Source organism: Pseudomonas sp. 22072, assembly GCF_052046095.1.
Taxonomy (GTDB): domain Bacteria; phylum Pseudomonadota; class Gammaproteobacteria; order Pseudomonadales; family Pseudomonadaceae; genus Aquipseudomonas; species Aquipseudomonas paracarnis.
In genome coordinates this window covers 89,449-105,978 of sequence record NZ_JBQEQE010000014.1, presented here as the reverse complement: position 1 = coordinate 105,978, position 16,530 = coordinate 89,449, and the positions used below count along the sequence as shown (strand labels likewise).

14 protein-coding genes are annotated in these 16,530 nt (G+C 60.4%); 7 read left to right on the top strand and 7 right to left on the bottom strand.

Features of this window, described 5'->3' with window-relative positions; translation table 11 throughout:
- Positions 1-124 precede the first annotated feature (124 nt).
- The 3 genes from sixA to ACTJLA_RS16290 are packed head-to-tail and all read right to left on the bottom strand — an operon-like array spanning position 125 to position 1,954.
- Positions 125-574, bottom strand: coding sequence for a phosphohistidine phosphatase SixA (gene sixA, locus ACTJLA_RS16300; RefSeq protein WP_060764494.1), 450 nt, complete (start codon positions 572-574; stop codon positions 125-127).
- Positions 571-918 carry a DUF4389 domain-containing protein gene (locus ACTJLA_RS16295; RefSeq protein WP_054899024.1) on the bottom strand — a complete coding sequence of 116 codons (348 nt, stop codon included), beginning with the start codon at positions 916-918 and terminating at the stop codon, positions 571-573. The genes sixA and ACTJLA_RS16295 overlap by 4 nt, the downstream gene beginning before the upstream one ends.
- A gap of 10 nt (positions 919-928) precedes the next feature.
- Entirely contained in the window at positions 929-1,954 is a 1,026-nt protein-coding gene (locus ACTJLA_RS16290; protein ID WP_034127205.1) for an NAD(P)H-dependent glycerol-3-phosphate dehydrogenase, read from the bottom strand.
- Positions 1,955-2,147: 193 nt separating this feature from the next.
- Between ACTJLA_RS16290 and ACTJLA_RS16285 the strand changes: the two genes are divergently transcribed.
- The 5 genes from ACTJLA_RS16285 (at position 2,148) to fabB (ending at position 9,094) form a co-directional block, all read left to right on the top strand.
- On the top strand, positions 2,148-4,268 hold the full coding sequence (locus ACTJLA_RS16285) for a TonB-dependent receptor plug domain-containing protein (protein ID WP_082423475.1): 2,121 nt from the start codon (positions 2,148-2,150) through the stop codon (positions 4,266-4,268).
- Position 4,269: 1 nt separating this feature from the next.
- Positions 4,270-5,199, top strand: a complete 930-nt coding sequence (locus ACTJLA_RS16280; RefSeq protein ID WP_054899023.1) for an ABC transporter substrate-binding protein — start codon at positions 4,270-4,272, stop codon at positions 5,197-5,199.
- Positions 5,196-7,097: an ATP-binding protein gene (locus ACTJLA_RS16275; protein ID WP_054899022.1), complete on the top strand. Its 1,902-nt coding sequence runs from the start codon at positions 5,196-5,198 to the stop codon at positions 7,095-7,097. Before ACTJLA_RS16280 ends, ACTJLA_RS16275 begins: the two co-directional genes overlap by 4 nt.
- Positions 7,098-7,346: 249 nt before the next feature.
- Positions 7,347-7,862, top strand: a complete 516-nt coding sequence (gene fabA / locus ACTJLA_RS16270; protein WP_003190035.1) for a 3-hydroxyacyl-[acyl-carrier-protein] dehydratase FabA — start codon at positions 7,347-7,349, stop codon at positions 7,860-7,862.
- Between the two features lie 11 nt (positions 7,863-7,873).
- Positions 7,874-9,094, top strand: coding sequence for a beta-ketoacyl-ACP synthase I (gene fabB, locus ACTJLA_RS16265; RefSeq protein WP_003190033.1), 1,221 nt, complete (start codon positions 7,874-7,876; stop codon positions 9,092-9,094).
- A 186-nt stretch (positions 9,095-9,280) separates the two neighbouring features.
- On the opposite strand, the gene ACTJLA_RS16260 is transcribed toward fabB, so the two are convergent.
- Together ACTJLA_RS16260 and ACTJLA_RS16255 are read right to left on the bottom strand one after the other, a co-directional pair.
- Positions 9,281-10,906: a methyl-accepting chemotaxis protein gene (locus tag ACTJLA_RS16260; protein ID WP_072448131.1), complete on the bottom strand. Its 1,626-nt coding sequence runs from the start codon at positions 10,904-10,906 to the stop codon at positions 9,281-9,283.
- A 96-nt stretch (positions 10,907-11,002) separates the two neighbouring features.
- Positions 11,003-12,025, bottom strand: a complete 1,023-nt coding sequence (locus ACTJLA_RS16255; RefSeq protein ID WP_314548515.1) for an amidohydrolase family protein — start codon at positions 12,023-12,025, stop codon at positions 11,003-11,005.
- Between the two features lie 139 nt (positions 12,026-12,164).
- Between ACTJLA_RS16255 and ACTJLA_RS16250 the strand changes: the two genes are divergently transcribed.
- Entirely contained in the window at positions 12,165-12,581 is a 417-nt protein-coding gene (locus ACTJLA_RS16250; RefSeq protein WP_034127200.1) for an OsmC family protein, read from the top strand.
- Positions 12,582-12,643: 62 nt separating this feature from the next.
- Positions 12,644-13,510, top strand: a complete 867-nt coding sequence (locus tag ACTJLA_RS16245; protein ID WP_054899020.1) for a pirin family protein — start codon at positions 12,644-12,646, stop codon at positions 13,508-13,510.
- Between the two features lie 98 nt (positions 13,511-13,608).
- Here the strand turns inward: ACTJLA_RS16245 and ACTJLA_RS16240 are convergent, their stop codons facing one another.
- On the bottom strand, positions 13,609-14,337 hold the full coding sequence (locus tag ACTJLA_RS16240) for a dienelactone hydrolase family protein (RefSeq protein ID WP_314548511.1): 729 nt from the start codon (positions 14,335-14,337) through the stop codon (positions 13,609-13,611).
- A 200-nt stretch (positions 14,338-14,537) separates the two neighbouring features.
- Positions 14,538-16,442, bottom strand: coding sequence for a molecular chaperone HtpG (htpG, locus tag ACTJLA_RS16235; protein ID WP_014717738.1), 1,905 nt, complete (start codon positions 16,440-16,442; stop codon positions 14,538-14,540).
- Positions 16,443-16,530: the final 88 nt, after the last annotated feature.

Sequence of the window (16,530 nt, the reverse complement as noted above, 5' to 3'; positions counted from 1 at the left end):
GCTGGCAGGCCGTCATCGCGGGCAAGCCAGCTCCCACAATTGGATCGCGGGGCGTCAGCGAGATAGGCGCCGGCTGGCAGGCCGTCGCGGAAGCAAGCTCCCTCGCCACAGCGTCGCACGATGCCTAGGGATTCTTCACATCCACCAGACTCATCAAGCCAGCCAACGGAAAGTCACCCTCAAGCTCCGCCAGGCTGGCCGTGTACATCGGCTGTGGCTGGCGCTGATGCCCATGCTGCAGAAAACTGATCAGGCTACCCACCAGCGGTTGGTGGCTAACCAACAGCACGTTGTCATCGGTGTCGAGTTTCTCCAGCACTCGCTGGACATCCCCATCGGGCGTCAGCCACGGCACCGTGCGGATCTCAGGCTCAAACCCCAGCACATCGCGCACCAACTGCGCCGTCTGCTGCGCCCTAACATAAGGGCTGGCAATGATGGCGCCCAAGGGCTGGCCAATCAGGTGCGCAGCACTGCGCAATACTTCAGCACGCCCATGCTCGGTAAGGTTGCGCTCGGCGTCCGTGCGCGCATGCGCTTGGGCCTCGCCGTGACGCAGAATCCACACCTTCATAGCTTCGGCTCTTCATCACGTACCGGGTGCGGTGCCGGCGGTACGCTGTGGGCCGCTTCGCCTTCGGGGGCGCGTGGGGTTGGCCAATCGGCGAACGGCCAGGGCTTTTGTTCGGTGTGGAAGCTGCCGAAGCGGCCAATCTGCGCCAGGAACTGGCTGAGGCTGTCGCCAAAGTTCATCAGGCCCAGGTTCGGTGCGCCGTAGATCAGCCGGTAAACCAATTGCACCACCACCAGCGCACCGAGCAGGAATTGGGCTACCTGCCACACCAGCGCAAACACCAGCATCCACAGGATGCGCAAGACAATCGACTCGTATGGGGGGGCAGCTTTGGGATCGTTCATGACGCGTTCCTCAGTTGAAACCACTGGTGGAAATAAAGTCGACATCGGTCTTGGGCTCGGCCCGCATCAGCAGCTCGATGACCTGGTTCAGGGTGCGCCCTTCGAACAGGATCGCATGCAGGCCGGCGACCAGCGGCATGTACACGCCCACTTCCTGGGCCTTGGCCTTCAAGACCTTGAGGGTGTTGACCCCCTCGGCCACTTCGCCCAGACGCGTCACCGCTTCCTCCAGGCTCAGCCCTTGGCCCAAGGCGAACCCGACCTGGTAGTTGCGGCTTTTGGGCGAAGAACAGGTGACGATCAAGTCCCCTACGCCCGCCAGGCCGAGGAAGGTCATCGGGTTGGCGCCCTGGTTCACCGCAAAACGTGTCATCTCGGCCAGTGCGCGGGTAATCAGCATGCTCTTGGTGTTTTCGCCCATGCCCAGGGCCACGGCCATGCCAGCAATGATCGCGTAGACGTTTTTCAAGGCCCCGCCCAATTCGACGCCGAAGCGATCGCCGCTGGCGTAGACCCGGAAGGTACGGCCGTGCAACACGGCCTGGACGCGCTCGCACAAAGCCTCGTCCTCACTGGCGACCACGGTGGCGGTCAACGCGTGCTCGGCGACTTCCCGCGCAAGGTTTGGCCCGGACAGCACGCCAATGCGCGCCTGAGGGGCGATTTCGGTGAGGATTTCACTCATCAACTTGAAGGTGTGGGCTTCGATGCCCTTGGTCAGGCTGACCAGTAACTTGCCGGCCAAGCGTTCGGCGTGTGGCGCCAGTACCGAGCGCAAGGCGCTGGAAGGCAGCGCGACAAAGCACAGGTCGCAGGCCGTGAGGGTTTCCAGCAGGTCGGTCACCGGCTCGACGGCGGGATGAATCTTGATACCTTTAAGGTAACGAGGGTTTTCGCGATGCACGCGAATGGCTTCGGCCTGCTCGGGGTCGCGCATCCACTGGCGCACCGCGTGACCGTTCTCGGCCAGCAGGTTAGCCACGGCGGTACCAAAACTTCCGCCTCCCAGGACCGCAATAGGGCGCTGTTCAGTCATATGCAATCCGTTAATCCATACCAGTGGCGATGGCGGCATTATACGGGGCGCCCCGCTTGCGGCCAGCCCCCGTATCAATTCGCGCGAGTCAGAAAATGCCAGAGGCGTGCGAAGTAAATGCAAGTCCGACGACTGGCAAACAGCCGCACCTCGGTTAACATGGGCGGCTATCCGCAATTAACAAGGCCGTGCCGTGTATCTGGGCCCTCCTCCTCGCTCATCATTGTTGTTGGTGCTGTTGTGCGCTACCTGCTCGCATGCCGACGATCTGTTCCTCGACAGCCAGCCGCTGCCGCAGGTCTTGACCGCCACGCGTCTCAAGCAATCGGCCGCCGCCGTGCCCGGCAGCATGACGGTGATCGACAGTGAGCTGATCAAGGCCAGCGGTGCCCGGGACATCTCGGAACTGCTGCGGCTGGTCCCGGGGATGATGGTCGGCTACACCAGCGGCAACCAGGCGTCGGTGAATTACCATGGCACCAGCGCCAGTGACGCACGGCGCATGCAGGTGCTGATCGACGGTCGCTCGGTCTACCGCGCCGGCCTGGCCACGGTGGATTGGAGCGATATCCCAGTGGCCATGGAGGACATCGAGCGCATCGAGGTCTTTCGCGGCCCCAACACCGTCAGCTACGGTGCCAATGCGCTGATGGCGGTGGTGAATATCCTCACCCGCTCGCCAGCCAACAGTCACGGCTCGCGGGTAAAGGTCATCCGTGGCGAGCGTGGCATCAATGACTTCTATGCCAGCCAGGGTGTGGGCTGGGAGACCGGCGATTTGCGCTTGTCTCTGTCCGGGCAACAGGACGATGGTTTTGACAGCGACGCGGTCGGCGCCGACCGCCGTGACGGGCGTCGCCTCAACCGTTTCAGCCTGGCGGTGAGCCAGGCCTTGAACGCGCAACAAAGTCTCGATTGGCAACTGAACGTCAAGGAAGGCACCAACCAGCGCCCTTATACCTACACCCCGGTGTTTGCCGGAATTACCGAAGGCGGCACTAATTCCGATGTCACCGCCAAGGACTACGCAGGCTCCCTGCGCTGGAACTTCGACTTCAACCCCGACCACAGCCTGTATATCCAGGGCTCGGCACAGCAATGGGACCGCAAGCAAATCTGGAAAGCCTGTGACGCCAAGGCCTCGTTCAGCCCTGAACTGACCCAGTTATGGCAGCTCAACCCCAACTATGCCGAATTGCTGGCACGGCACATGGACACCTACAGCCAAGGCTCCGCCCCACCGGGTAACGCCGCCGAACAGGCCTTGGCCAACCAGGTGCTGGACCAGTGGCGCAACGGTGCCAACCAAAGCGTGTGCGGCGATATCGACCAGAGCACCCGCGAAAGCCGCTACGACGTGGAGATCCAGGACACGCTCAGCCTCTCCGACAGCCTGCGCCTGGTCAGCGGTATGAATTACCGCTATGACCGCGCCGACTCCGAAACCTACTTCAATGGCACCCTGGACGACACCACCTGGCGCCTGTTCGGCCACCTGGAATGGCGCGCCAGCGAGCACTGGCTGCTGCAAGGTGGCGCCATGTACGAAGACACCCACCTGAGCGGCAACTCGCTCACGCCACGTGTGGCGGTCAATTACCTGATCAATCCTCGCCACGGCTTGCGCGCGGTGTACTCCGAGGCAATCCGCTCGCCGGACATGTTCGAGAACAACGTCAATTGGAGCTACCGCGTCACCAATCTCAGCTCCCCGACCTACGGGCAAAACGCCGGTCAATATTTTGTCGTGACGCGCGGCCCTGGCAACCTCGACAAAGAGTTGATGCGTTCGCGCGAACTGGGCTACAACGGTTTCTTTGCCGAGCTGGGGCTGAATGTCGACGTGAAGCTGTTCTATGACGAAATCACCGACATGATCAGCTCGCCGCTGCGCAACAACCAATACATCGCCAGCAACGCCAACAGCTCGCGTTTTAGCGGTGCCGAGTCGCAGTTCGACTGGCGCGTGAGTGACGCCGACCGCCTGCGCCTGACCTATGCTTATGTAGACGCCACCTCCAGCAACCCGCTGGACAAAGCGCAAACCGCGCGTAACAGTGGCTCGGCCGGTTGGCTGCGTGAGTGGGGCCAGGGTTGGTCCAGCGCCTTGTTCTACTATGGCGACGACGCACTCAACCAATATCGCTTCCAGCGGGTCGACCTGCGGGTGGCCAAGCGCATTGCCGTAGGCAAAGCCAATGTGGAGCTGGCGGGCATGTTGCAGCAACGCCTGGATGACCAGCCCACCACCTGGGCCGACAACAACTACGACCATCGCCACGTTCTCTACTTCAGCGCCGAGCTGGACTTCTGACATGGCCGACCAGTCACGGATGACCCTCTTGTTGGTTTCACGGTTTTGGCGCCGCGGCCTGCTGCTCGCCTGCCTGTTGCTGACAGCGCCGGCGTGGAGTGCCGACATTCTGCTGACGGCCGCCGAAGACAGCGCCGGCGTGCGCGCTTTTACCCAGGCCCTTGCCCAACAACGCCCCGAAGACCAGGTCAGCTTCACGCCACTCAAGCAGTTGCCAGCGCCCAGTCACCTGCCTGCCAGCACCCGCCTGATTCTCCTTGACCTGCCGGGTCTGGACTGGCGCCTGCAGGATGCTCAGGGGCCACCAACCCTGGTGCTGCGCATCAGCCGCCTGCAGGCCCGACAACGCCTGGGCAACTCCCACCCGGCAAAAATCAGTCTGCTATGGAGCGACCCGCCGCTGGAACGTCAGTTGCGCCTGATCGCCAATATCCTGCCCCAGGCCCGGCGCGTCGGCGTGCTGTACGGCGTCGATAGCGAATTCCTGCTGCGCGAACTGATCCAGTTCGCCAAACCCATGGGCCTGGAAATCATGCCCCAGCCATGGGACAACACCAGCGACAGTCGCCCGCTGCAAACCCTGTTCAAAAACAGCGACGTGCTACTGGGCCTCGACGATCCGCAGCTGTACAACCCCAAGACCGTAAAAAACCTGTTGCTGAGCAGCTACGCCCAACAACTGCCGTTGGTGGGGCCCAACGCTGGGTTTGTGCGGGCCGGCAGCCTGGCCAGCACCTACAGCGATCAATCCGACTGGCTCGCGGTACTGGACCGACTGCTGGACCAGCCGCCGGCCAGTTGGCCCAGCACGCTCTACCCGCAGTACTTCAAAGTCGTGGGCAACCCACAAGTCGCGCGCTCACTGGGCATCGAACAGGTCGATGAAATCGCCGTTGCCGCCCGCCTGGCCGAAGGAGAACAACGCCCATGACCTTGCGCCGTCGTTGGGATATCAACACCCGCACCCAGCTCATTACCCTGGGCCCCGCGCTGCTGTTGACCCTGCTGCTCATCACCTTCTTCACCTTCGTGCGCATCCAGGACTTGCGCCAGGAGCTGGACCACACCGGTCAATTGATCGCCAACCAGCTGGCGCCTGCCACTGAGTACGGCGTGATTTCCGGCAACAACGATGTGCTTGAAACCCTGCTGCGTGCGACCTTGGCCACACCCCATGTGCGCTTCCTGGAGATCCAGGACAGCGCCGAGAACATCTTGGTGTATGTGGAGCAGCCGTCCGAGCGGCATGACCGTTCGCTGTCGGTGAAGGTGTTCCAGGCACCGATCCGCCTGCAACACATCCAGCTCAACAATGACTTTTTCCAGGACAACCTCAGCGAACCCAAGGCACCCCGCGCGGACTACCTGGGGCGAGTGATTGTGGGTATGTCCAACGACGCTTTCAGCCAGCGCCAGCAGGAAATCCTGTTCAAGGCAGGGGTCCTGGCGCTGTTTGCCCTGCTGTTTACCTTCCTGCTGGCGCGACGCTTGTCGGCCAGCCTGTCACAGCCGATCAGCGCCATGGGGCACGCGGTCAAGGCCATCCAGCAAGGCGATTACAAGACGCCACTGCCCATCGTCGATGACTCGGAATTGGGCGACCTCTCGCGGCATATCAACAACCTGGCCGAGGGCCTTCAACAGGCCAGTCGCGAACAGCAACAAGCCATGGCGCAGTTGATCCAGACCCGTGAAGAAGCCGAGCGGGCGAACAACGCCAAGTCGGATTTTCTGGCGATGATGAGCCACGAACTGCGCACGCCCATGAATGGCGTGCTGGGCATGCTGCAACTGCTGGAAACCACGGAGATGACCGAGGAGCAGACCGAGTACGCGGCGCTGGCGTGCGAGTCCACCGAGCATTTGCTCAAGGTGATCAATGACATCCTCGATTTTTCACGCATTGAACGCGCCGCCCTGGAACTGGAACATATTCCGTTCAACCTGGCCGATCTGATCAACAGCTGCGCCCAGGCTTTCCAGCACAGCGCCCAGCAGCGCGGGCTGAGCCTGGAACTGCCCATTCCCATGGGCATGGAGGCTCTGCGTGTGCGCGGCGACCCGACGCGGATCCGCCAGATTCTGGTGAACCTGATCGGCAATGCATTGAAATTTACCGAACATGGCAGCGTGACCGTGGAGCCCCACTGGCAAACCCTGGACCATGAGTTGGTGTGGTTCACCTGCACCGTACGCGACAGCGGTATCGGTATTTCCGCCGAACGCCTGGATTTGATGTTCGATGCATTCCAGCAGGCAGACAGCTCCATTTCCAGGCGTTACGGTGGCACGGGCCTGGGCCTGCCGATTGCGCGCACCCTGGCCGAACGTATGGGTGGCACCTTGCGCGCCCAGAGCGAAGAAGGTCGAGGTTCAGTGTTCACCTTGGAGATTCCGCTGGCCATTGACCAGCAGCATGCCCCGGTCACCGCACCTGACGCGCTTGGCAAAGCCAGCGCCGGCGATGGGCGCCACGTGCTGTTGGTAGAGGACAACCCGGTCAACCGCACCGTGGTCGAAGCGATGCTGCGCAGCCTGGGCTTTGAAGTCAGCCTGGCCACGGACGGCGCCGAGGCGATCCGCAGCGCCGAGAGCCTGATTTTCACCGCTATCCTGATGGATTGTCGCCTGCCCTTGATCGACGGCTACGAAGCCACACGGCAGATTCGCCAACTGCCCGGTTGCGCCGATCTGCCGATCATCGCCCTGACGGCCAACGCCTTGCAGGGCGATCGCGAAGCCTGCCTGGCAGCCGGAATGAACGATTACCTGGCCAAGCCGTTCAAACGCACGGATTTGCAGCAAATCCTGCAGCGCTGGGTGCAATAGCGCCGCGCCATCAGCCAACTGCGACTGGCGTGAAAGACGAAAGTGCGGCAGTCTTAGGCACCCGAACGGGCTGATAAACAGGCCCGGTTTAAAATTTCAGTGAACAAGTGTACATTCAGTGCCTTGCCGCTGTGACTTTCACTACAACGCAATAGTCTATGTGTAGGCTGCCGCTATGAGGCATGAACGCTTCATTCGGTTCGGGAAGATTTGCCCTACCCTGCCGCATGGGATTATTGAGGAGCTCGCATGACCAAACAAAACGCCTTTACTCGGGAAGACCTGCTGCGCTGCAGTCGCGGTGAGCTGTTCGGCCCAGGTAACGCGCAACTGCCCGCCCCGAACATGCTGATGGTGGATCGCATCACCCATATCAGCGAAGAGGGTGGCAAGTACGGCAAAGGTGAATTGGTCGCCGAGCTGGATATCACCCCTGACCTGTGGTTCTTCGCTTGCCACTTCGAAGGCGACCCTGTGATGCCAGGTTGCCTGGGCCTTGACGCCATGTGGCAACTGGTTGGCTTCTACCTGGGCTGGCAAGGCCTGCCGGGCCGCGGTCGCGCCCTGGGTTCGGGCGAAGTGAAGTTCTTTGGCCAGGTACTGCCGAGCGCCAAGAAAGTCACCTACAACATTCAAATCAAGCGCGTCCTCAAGGGCAAGCTGAACCTGGCCATCGCCGACGGTTCGGTGACTGTCGACGGTCGCGAGATCTATACTGCCGAAGGCCTTCGGGTCGGCGTATTCACTTCCACTGACAACTTTTAAGGGTTATCCGCATGCGCCGCGTCGTTATCACTGGTCTGGGCATCGTTTCTTGCCTGGGCAATGACAAAGAGACCGTCACCGCTAACCTGCGTGCAAGTCGCCCTGGCATCCGCTTCAACCCGGAATATGCCGAAATGGGTCTGCGTAGCCAGGTTTCCGGCTCCATTGACCTGCCCCTCGAAGAACTGATCGATCGCAAGATCTATCGCTTCGTCGGCCACGCTGCCGCCTACGCCTACCTGGCCATGAAAGACGCGATCGCCGACTCCGGCCTGAGCGAAGACCAGGTTTCGAACGTACGCACCGGCCTGATCGCCGGCTCCGGCGGCGCATCGACCCTCAACCAGATGGAAGCGCTGGACATCCTGCGCGAAAAAGGCGTGAAGCGCGTTGGCCCGTACCGTGTAACGCGGACCATGGGCAGCACCGTTTCCGCCTGCCTGGCTACGCCATTCCAGATCAAGGGCGTGAACTACTCGATCTCCTCCGCATGCGCCACCAGCGCCCACTGCATCGGGACTGCCGTTGAGCAGATCCAACTGGGCAAGCAGGACATCGTGTTTGCCGGCGGCGGTGAAGAAGAGCATTGGAGCCAGTCGTTCCTGTTCGACGCCATGGGTGCCTTGTCCACCCAGTACAACGAAACCCCGGAAAAAGCCTCCCGCGCCTACGACGCCAAGCGTGACGGTTTCGTCATCGCCGGTGGTGGTGGCATGGTGGTGGTCGAGGAGCTGGAACACGCCCTGGCCCGTGGCGCCAAGATCTACGCGGAAATCGTCGGCTACGGCGCGACGTCCGACGGCTACGATATGGTTGCGCCAAGCGGTGAAGGCGCCATCCGCTGCATGCAGATGGCAATGTCCACCGTCGATACCCCAATCGACTACCTGAACACTCACGGCACTTCGACCCCGGTCGGCGATGCCAAGGAAATGGAAGGCGTGCGCGCGGTATTTGGCGACAAGGCTCCGAAGATCAGCTCCACCAAGAGCCTGTCGGGTCACTCCTTGGGCGCCGCTGGCGTTCACGAAGCGATCTATTGCCTGCTGATGATGGAAGGCAACTTCATGGCCGGCTCGGCCAACATCGACGAAATTGATCCGGTTGTGGCCGATATGCCAATCCTGACCAAGACCGTTGAAAACGCCAAGATCGACACCGTGATGAGCAACAGCTTTGGCTTCGGTGGCACCAATGCCACCTTGGTACTCAAGCGCTGGCAGGGCAAGTAAGCCCGCAGGTTGATCACACGAAAAAGCCCCGACTGGTTCGGGGCTTTTTTTTTGCGTTTGATTTGAAACCGCGTCGCCTTCATCGCAGGCAAGCCAGCTCCCACATTCGACCGCGTTCATCCTGGAGGAATACGGTCCAGTGTGGGAGCTGGCTTGCCTGCGGCTGGGCCGCCCCGGTTCCCCGCCCTACACCGAAAACCGCGCCACCATCGAATTCAGATCCACCGCCAACCGCGACAACTCCTGACTCGCTGCACTGGTCTGGTTGGCCCCGGTCGATGTCTGGTGCGCTAGGTCGCGGATATTCATCAGGTTACGATCCACCTCCCGAGCCACCGCCGCCTGCTGCTCCGACGCGCTGGCAATCACGAGGTTGCGTTCGTTGATCAAGGTGAATGCCGAGGCAATCTCTTCCAGGGCCATGCCCGCCGATTTGGCGAGATCCAATGTAGAGCGCGCCCGTGTATTGCTCTGCTGCATCGAGCTGACAGCCTGGTCGGTGCCCTGCTGAATCCCGCTGATCATCTGCTCGATTTCCTGGGTCGACTGTTGCGTGCGATGGGCCAAGGCCCGCACTTCATCGGCTACCACCGCAAACCCGCGCCCGGCATCCCCCGCTCGCGCCGCTTCAATCGCCGCGTTCAGTGCCAGCAAGTTGGTTTGCTCGGCAATCGAGCGAATCACATCCAGCACTGTGCTGATGCCATAGACCTTTTGCGCCAGCGCTTCGACCTGGGTCACATTGGCGGTCACATCGGTCGCGAGGGCTTCAATCGACACCACCGTCTGCTGCACCTGCTCACGCCCTTGCTGGGCAATCCGGTCGGATTCGCGAGATGCCTGGGACGTGGCCACGGCATTGCTCGCCACCTCCTCCACCGCCACCGTCATCTGATTGACTGCCGTGGCCGCCTGTTCGATTTCCTGGTTCTGCTGGTGTAAACCACGGGTCGCATCCTCGGTGACGCAACTGAGCTCTTCGGAAGCCGACGCCAATTGGTTCGACGATTCTGATATGCGCCGGATAGTGTCGCGCAAGCTCTCCTGCATGCGTTTGAGCGCCTGTTGCAAGCGCGCCGGCTCGTCGCTGCCACTGAGCCTGATGTCGCCCGTCAAGTCGCCACTGGCAACGCCCTGGGCCACTTTCAACGACTGTGCCAGCGGCAGCACGATGCTGCGTGTCAGCCACACCGCCAGGCCAATCGTGACCAACGCCGTGACGCCAATCATGGTCATCACCCAGACCCGCGACTGGCTGAACACCTGCTGTGCCAGCCGGGCGGCCTCGTTGGCGCTGGACTTGTTCAGATTGACCAAGTCACGCAGCGTCACGGCCATCTGGTCAGCCATCTGATTCATTTCGCCATTGACCACCGCAATGGCCTCCTCCAGCCGATTGGCCTTGGATAAGCCCACCACCTGCTCCTGGCGTTGCAGGTACTGCTGCTCCTCGACCTTGAAGCGATCAAACAGCACGCGCTCCTCAGGCAAGACGATCAATGCCTCGTACACGCCTTCAGCGTGGTGCAAACCGGTTTTTATTTCGGCAATTTTCTGCTCGTTCTGCGCCACCGCCTGGGGGTCGCGGTTGACCAGCAAGCGCAACGTCAGCGCCCGAATGCGCAACACATCCTGGTTCATCTCCCCCACCGCCATCACGCTGGGCAGCCAGTTGGTCTCCACCTGGTCCGACTGCTGGCGCATATTGGCCATCTGCAACAGGGCAAAGCCGCCCAAGACGAACACCATCAACGCCAGCACACCAAAGCCCAGGCCGGCGCGAGGGGCGATATTCAAACTGCGGATATTCATGCCAGGGTTCCTTCCAAAAGTACTGCATCCACCTGCAGCGGGTCTCTTGGACGTTATCGGCACCTCAGGTCATTGGCGTAAGATCAAAACGCGATATCAAGGCGCGTCGCCATCGCGATGCGGCTTGGGCAGGATGGCGAGGAAGTTGTCGCGCGCAACCTTGTGGGCAACGTCTTCGGGCAACGCATCGAGGAAAGGATCGAAACGGCGCATCTCTTTGCCCAACTTATTGAAGCGCCCCACAACATCGGAGCCGAGCATGAAGCGATCCGGGAAGCGCTCCACCAGCGCAACCCATTGCGGCCGTGGCTTGCCGGCGTCATCCAGCAGATAGGGCGTGAGCATGCTCCAGGACAGGTCGATATACAGGTTGGGGTACGCCTCAAGCAGGCGCGTCAGGGTAGGCAACAAAAAGTCCATCTGCACCTGATGACGGTGAATTTCCTTGCTGGTACCGGCATGGGCCCAGATAAAACGCGTGTGCGGGTGATTGCGTAACGGCTGCTCGACTTCCGCCAGGTACAGCGGGTTGCGCTCACGTTTGGAGGTGATGTTGGAGTGCAGCATCACCGGCAGGTCGTTTTCGGCCGCCAGGTGATAGATGCGCGTCATGGCTTCGTTATTGGCGCGCGGGGTGTCACCGGAGGTCAGGGCGGTAAGGTCATCGTGCCGGGTGAACACTTCACCGATGCCCCGCCACAGCCCTGGGTTGAGGTCGAGCATACGCTGGATGTGGGCGGCGGAGTTTTTGTCGTTGGGATTGAAACCGGCGAGGAAGGGATGAAAGTGCTGGCGTTGCTCGGGGGAAAGTTTATTGACCGCCGCCGCGACGATCACATCCGTGGCGCTGTACCAATATGCATCGGCGTCGTCACCGGCGTAATAGCGCGGGCGCTTGGGCTCGTCTTCGTGCCATTTCTTGGCCACGGGAATCCCGGAAATCATGACGTGCTCAATGCGGTTGTCCGCCATGGCCTTGAGCAGCTTGTCCATGCCGGCGGTTTCCTGGAAAAAATCCACGTAGTGCAGGTGCGCGTCGCTGTAGGCATAGTCACGGGCCTGCACGACAAGGCTGCTGGCGGCGAGCAACAAGGCAAGACTCAGGCGGGCTCCAGACACGGTAAAACCTCAATAAGGGTTGATACGGGTAGACCTTGCGCCAGCCTTCAGGGTTCAGCATGGAAAAAACCGGAACACTGGGGTGCCAGCATGCTCTATAACTGCATGACCTTCATCCTGCGCCCTTATGAGGTTTGCCATGCCTGTTACCGTTAATACGCTGAACGCTGAAAACTTCCGTCACAGCGTGAATATCAATAATCACGAGCTGTTTACCGACCTGCCCAAGAGCCTGGGCGGTGACGATTCGGCGCCCTCCCCCCACGATTATTTCGATGCTGCGCTGGCGTCGTGCAAAGCCTTGACCGTAAGGCTCTACGCGCAGAAAAAAGATATCCCGCTGACCGGCGTGACCGTGGAGGTCACTCACGACAGCGACGAAGAGCAAAAGGGTAAATACAAACTCAACGTCAAGCTGACCCTCAAGGGCGTACTCACCGACGCCCAGCGCGATGAACTGCATCGCGTGGCCGATAAGTGCCCGGTACATAAGCTGATGACCACCGCCGAAGTCACTATCGAGACGAAATTGTCGGAAGGCGCCTTCAGCCAATAGCCCCAACTTCCCATCGAGCGGGTTATGCTCAAAGCATCCAACCCGCTCAGACTGGGATGCCCATGACCACCCTCACCGTGATTCGCCCTCGCCCCGAAGATGTAGAAGGCCAGCCTATCCTGCGGCCCCTGCCCTCACGTGAATGCCGCAGCGTCGGTCCCTTTGTATTTTTCGATCATATGCTGCCGACCCGCTACGCACCGGGTAACGGCATGAATATCCGCCAGCATCCCCACATCGGCCTGTCCACCCTCACCTACCTGTTTGAAGGCACCTTGCAGCACAAGGACAGCCTTGGCTCGGACCAGGTGGTGCAAGCCGGCGATGTCAGCTGGATGACCGCCGGCAGCGCGATTGCCCACGTCGAGCGCACACCTGAAGCGGTCAAGGCCAGGGGTTTCAACCTGCATGGCCTGCAGGTGTGGCTGGCCTCGCCCAAGGACCACGAGACCGGGCCCGGACACTACAGCCATCACCCAGCCGCAAGTTTGCCGATAAGCGATAACCTCGGCGTGCAGGTGCGTTTGATCGCCGGTGATGGTTTTTGCCTCAGATCACCGGTGCCGGTGCTGTCGCCGACGCTGTATGCCGAAGTACAGATGCAAACCGCCACCACCCTGTTGATTCCTGATGAACATGAGGAACGCGCGGTGTATGTGCTGGAGGGTGAGGTGCAATTGGACGGTGAAGCCCTGGAGGTCAACAGCTTGGTGGTATTGCCGACTGGGCAGGAGATGACTCTGTATGCCGAGAGTGATTGCCACCTGATGGTATTTGGCGGGGCACCGCTGGATGGGCCACGGCGGATCAACTGGAATTTTGTGGCGAGCGACCCGGCTGTGATCGAGCAGGCGAGACAGCGTTGGGCGGCTGGGGATTGGCCCACTGTGCCGGGGGAGTCAGAAAGAATCGAGTTGCCTGTTAGATAGCATTCGCGAGCAAGCCCGCTCCCACATTTCGATCTGTGAACGCACTCAAATGTGGGAGCGGGCTTGCTCGCGAAGAGGCCCGAACAGGCGCCGAAGCATCAGCCCTTGAACACTTCATCCAACAAGTTATGCATCGACTGGAAAGCCCGTGCGGCGGTCTTGGCGTCGTACATCATCTTGCCCGACACATTGGCATGGGGGTCGGTGAAGGAATGCACCGCGCCGCCGTAGCTGAGCAACTGCCAATCCACACCCGCCGCGTTCATTTCATCTTCGAACGCTGGCAGTTGCTCTTTGGGCACCAACGGGTCCGAGGCGCCATGCAGCACCAGCACTGAACCCTTGATGTTCTTCGCGTCTGCGGGGTTCGGTGTATCCAGAGTGCCATGGAACGACACGGCAGCCTTCAGCGGCGCGCCGGTACGGGCCAGTTCCAGGGAGCAGCAACCGCCAAAGCAGAAGCCGAAGGTGGCCAGTTTGGACGTGTCCACCGCGGCTTCAACCTGGCCTTGCAATTGCTCGAAGGCGGCTTGCATGCGCTTGTTCAGCAACGGGCGATCATTCTTCAACGGCATCATCGCCGCGCCCGCTTCATCGCCATTTGAAGGACGTACGTTTTGCCCGTAGAGGTCGGCAATCAGCACCACGTAGCCTTTGCCGGCAACGGCCTTCGCAATCTCTTCGGCCCCCGCACTTACGCCCATCCAGTTCGGCGCCATCAGCAGTCCCGGCAACGGGCCCTTGTGGCTGGCATCGAATGCCAGACGGCTTTCATAAGACTGGCCATCAATCTGATAGACCACGGAACGTACAGTGACTTGGCTCATCATTTTCTCCAATTCAGATGGATTGACGATGCTCCCTGTAGGAGCGAGGGTGAAGCCTAGTTCTTGCTCGCGAAAAACGTGAGATCACCGCGCTCATTCAGCATTTGCGCGTTATCGTTGACGTTCTTCGCGAGCAAGCTCGCTCCTACAGTAGAGCCAGAACGAAAAAACCCGCCGAAGCGGGTTTTTCTACAACGGTGTTAAACCGACAATTCAACCAACAGCTTGTTCAGTCGGCGCACATACGCGGCCGGGTCCTTCAAGCTGTCGCCGGCTGCCAGGGCGGCCTGGTCGAAGAGGATGTGCGACAGGTCACCAAACCGCTCTTCGCTCTGCTCGCCATCGAGTTTCTCGATCAGCGGGTGAGACGGGTTGAATTCGAAGATGGGCTTGGAATCCGGCACTTTCTGGCCGCTGGCTTCCAGGATCTGGCGCATCTGCATGCCCAGGTCCTGCTCGCCGATGGCCAGGATCGCCGGGGAATCGGTCAGGCGGTGGGAAACCCGCACTTCACTCACCGCTTCACCCAGGGAAGCCTTGATGCGCTCAACCAGGCCCTCTTTGGACTTGGCGACTTCTTCGGCTTCTTTCTTCTCTTCTTCGGAGTCCAGGTTACCCAGGTCCAGGTCACCACGGGCCACGTCGACGAAGGTTTTGCCGTCGAACTCGGTGAGGTAGCTCATCAGCCACTCATCGATACGGTCGGTCAGCAGCAGCACTTCGATGCCTTTCTTGCGGAAGACTTCCAGGTGCGGGCTGTTCTTGACCTGGGCGTAGGTTTCGCCGGTCAGGTAGTAGATCTTGTCCTGACCTTCCTTGGCACGTGCCAGGTAGTCAGCCAGGGACACAACCTGCTCGCCGTCTTCGCCTTGAGTCGAGGCAAAACGCAGCAAACCGGCGATTTTTTCCTTGTTGGCAAAATCTTCCGCCGGGCCTTCTTTCATGACCTGGCCGAAGTTTTTCCAGAAGCTCTTGTACTGCTCAGGCTCGTTCTTCGCCAGCTTTTCCAGCATGTCGAGTACGCGCTTGGTGAGCGCCGACTTCATGGAGTCGATGATCGGGTCTTTCTGCAGGATTTCCCGCGACACGTTCAGCGACAGGTCGTTGGAGTCGACCACACCTTTGATAAAGCGCAGGTACAGCGGCAGGAAGGATTCCGCCTGGTCCATTACGAACACGCGCTGCACGTACAGCTTCAGGCCTTTTGGCGCCTCGCGCTGGTACAGGTCGAACGGAGCACGGGCCGGTACGTAGAGCAGCGAGCTGTATTCGAGCTTGCCTTCAACCTTGTTGTGGCTCCAGCTCAGCGGGTTCTCGTAGTCGTGCCCAATGTGCTTGTAGAACTCCTGGTATTCCTCGTCCTTGATCTCGGTACGCGGACGGGTCCACAGGGCGCTGGCGCGGTTGACAGTTTCCCACTCCACCGCAGGGGCTTCTTCGCCTTCGGCAACGGTCTGTTCCTTGGGCAACTCGATCGGCAACGCGATGTGGTCGGAGTACTTCTTGATGATGTTGCGCAGACGCCAGCCATCGGCGAATTCGTCTTCACCGGCTTTCAAGTGCAGCACGATGCGGGTGCCGCGGTCAGCCTTGTCGATAGTGGCGATTTCAAATTCGCCCTCGCCTTTGGAAGCCCAGTGCACGCCTTCGCTGGCGTCAAGGCCGGCGCGGCGGCTGAATACTTCAACCTTGTCGGCGACGATGAAGGCCGAATAGAAGCCCACGCCGAATTGGCCGATCAGGTGAGAGTCTTTTTTCTGGTCGCCCGACAGGTTCTTCATGAAATCTGCGGTGCCGGACTTGGCGATGGTCCCCAGGTGGGTGATCGCATCGTCACGGCTCATGCCGATACCGTTGTCTTCGAGGGTGACGGTCTTGGCGTCTTTGTCGTAGCTCACACGGATCTTGAGTTCCGCGCCGCCTTCCAGCAACTCGGGCTTGGACAGGGCTTCGAAACGTAATTTATCGACAGCGTCAGAGGCGTTCGAGATCAATTCGCGAAGGAAAATTTCCTTGTTGGAATACAGCGAATGGATCATGAGGTGCAGCAGTTGCTTCACCTCGGTCTGGAAGCCCAGGGTTTCCTTTTGAGTTTCCACACTCATGGTCATCAAACTCCAATTGGATGGCAGTGGCCGCGCCCTTGAGGGTTGGCGGCGGGTTGTCATCAAAGTTGGGGACTAAGACCAGGAT

Excerpts from the sequence above, each read along its gene's own strand:
- sixA (WP_060764494.1), bottom strand. The coding sequence starts at position 574 with ATGAAGGTGTGGATTCTGCGTCACGGCGAGGCCCAAGCGCATGCGCGC.
- ACTJLA_RS16295 (WP_054899024.1), bottom strand. The coding sequence starts at position 918 with ATGAACGATCCCAAAGCTGCCCCCCCATACGAGTCGATTGTCTTGCGC.
- ACTJLA_RS16290 (WP_034127205.1), bottom strand. The coding sequence starts at position 1,954 with ATGACTGAACAGCGCCCTATTGCGGTCCTGGGAGGCGGAAGTTTTGGT.
- ACTJLA_RS16280 (WP_054899023.1), top strand. The coding sequence starts at position 4,270 with ATGGCCGACCAGTCACGGATGACCCTCTTGTTGGTTTCACGGTTTTGG.
- ACTJLA_RS16275 (WP_054899022.1), top strand. The coding sequence starts at position 5,196 with ATGACCTTGCGCCGTCGTTGGGATATCAACACCCGCACCCAGCTCATT.
- fabA (WP_003190035.1), top strand. The coding sequence starts at position 7,347 with ATGACCAAACAAAACGCCTTTACTCGGGAAGACCTGCTGCGCTGCAGT.
- fabB (WP_003190033.1), top strand. The coding sequence starts at position 7,874 with ATGCGCCGCGTCGTTATCACTGGTCTGGGCATCGTTTCTTGCCTGGGC.
- ACTJLA_RS16260 (WP_072448131.1), bottom strand. The coding sequence starts at position 10,906 with ATGAATATCCGCAGTTTGAATATCGCCCCTCGCGCCGGCCTGGGCTTT.
- ACTJLA_RS16250 (WP_034127200.1), top strand. The coding sequence starts at position 12,165 with ATGCCTGTTACCGTTAATACGCTGAACGCTGAAAACTTCCGTCACAGC.
- ACTJLA_RS16245 (WP_054899020.1), top strand. The coding sequence starts at position 12,644 with ATGACCACCCTCACCGTGATTCGCCCTCGCCCCGAAGATGTAGAAGGC.
- ACTJLA_RS16240 (WP_314548511.1), bottom strand. The coding sequence starts at position 14,337 with ATGAGCCAAGTCACTGTACGTTCCGTGGTCTATCAGATTGATGGCCAG.
- htpG (WP_014717738.1), bottom strand. The coding sequence starts at position 16,442 with ATGAGTGTGGAAACTCAAAAGGAAACCCTGGGCTTCCAGACCGAGGTG.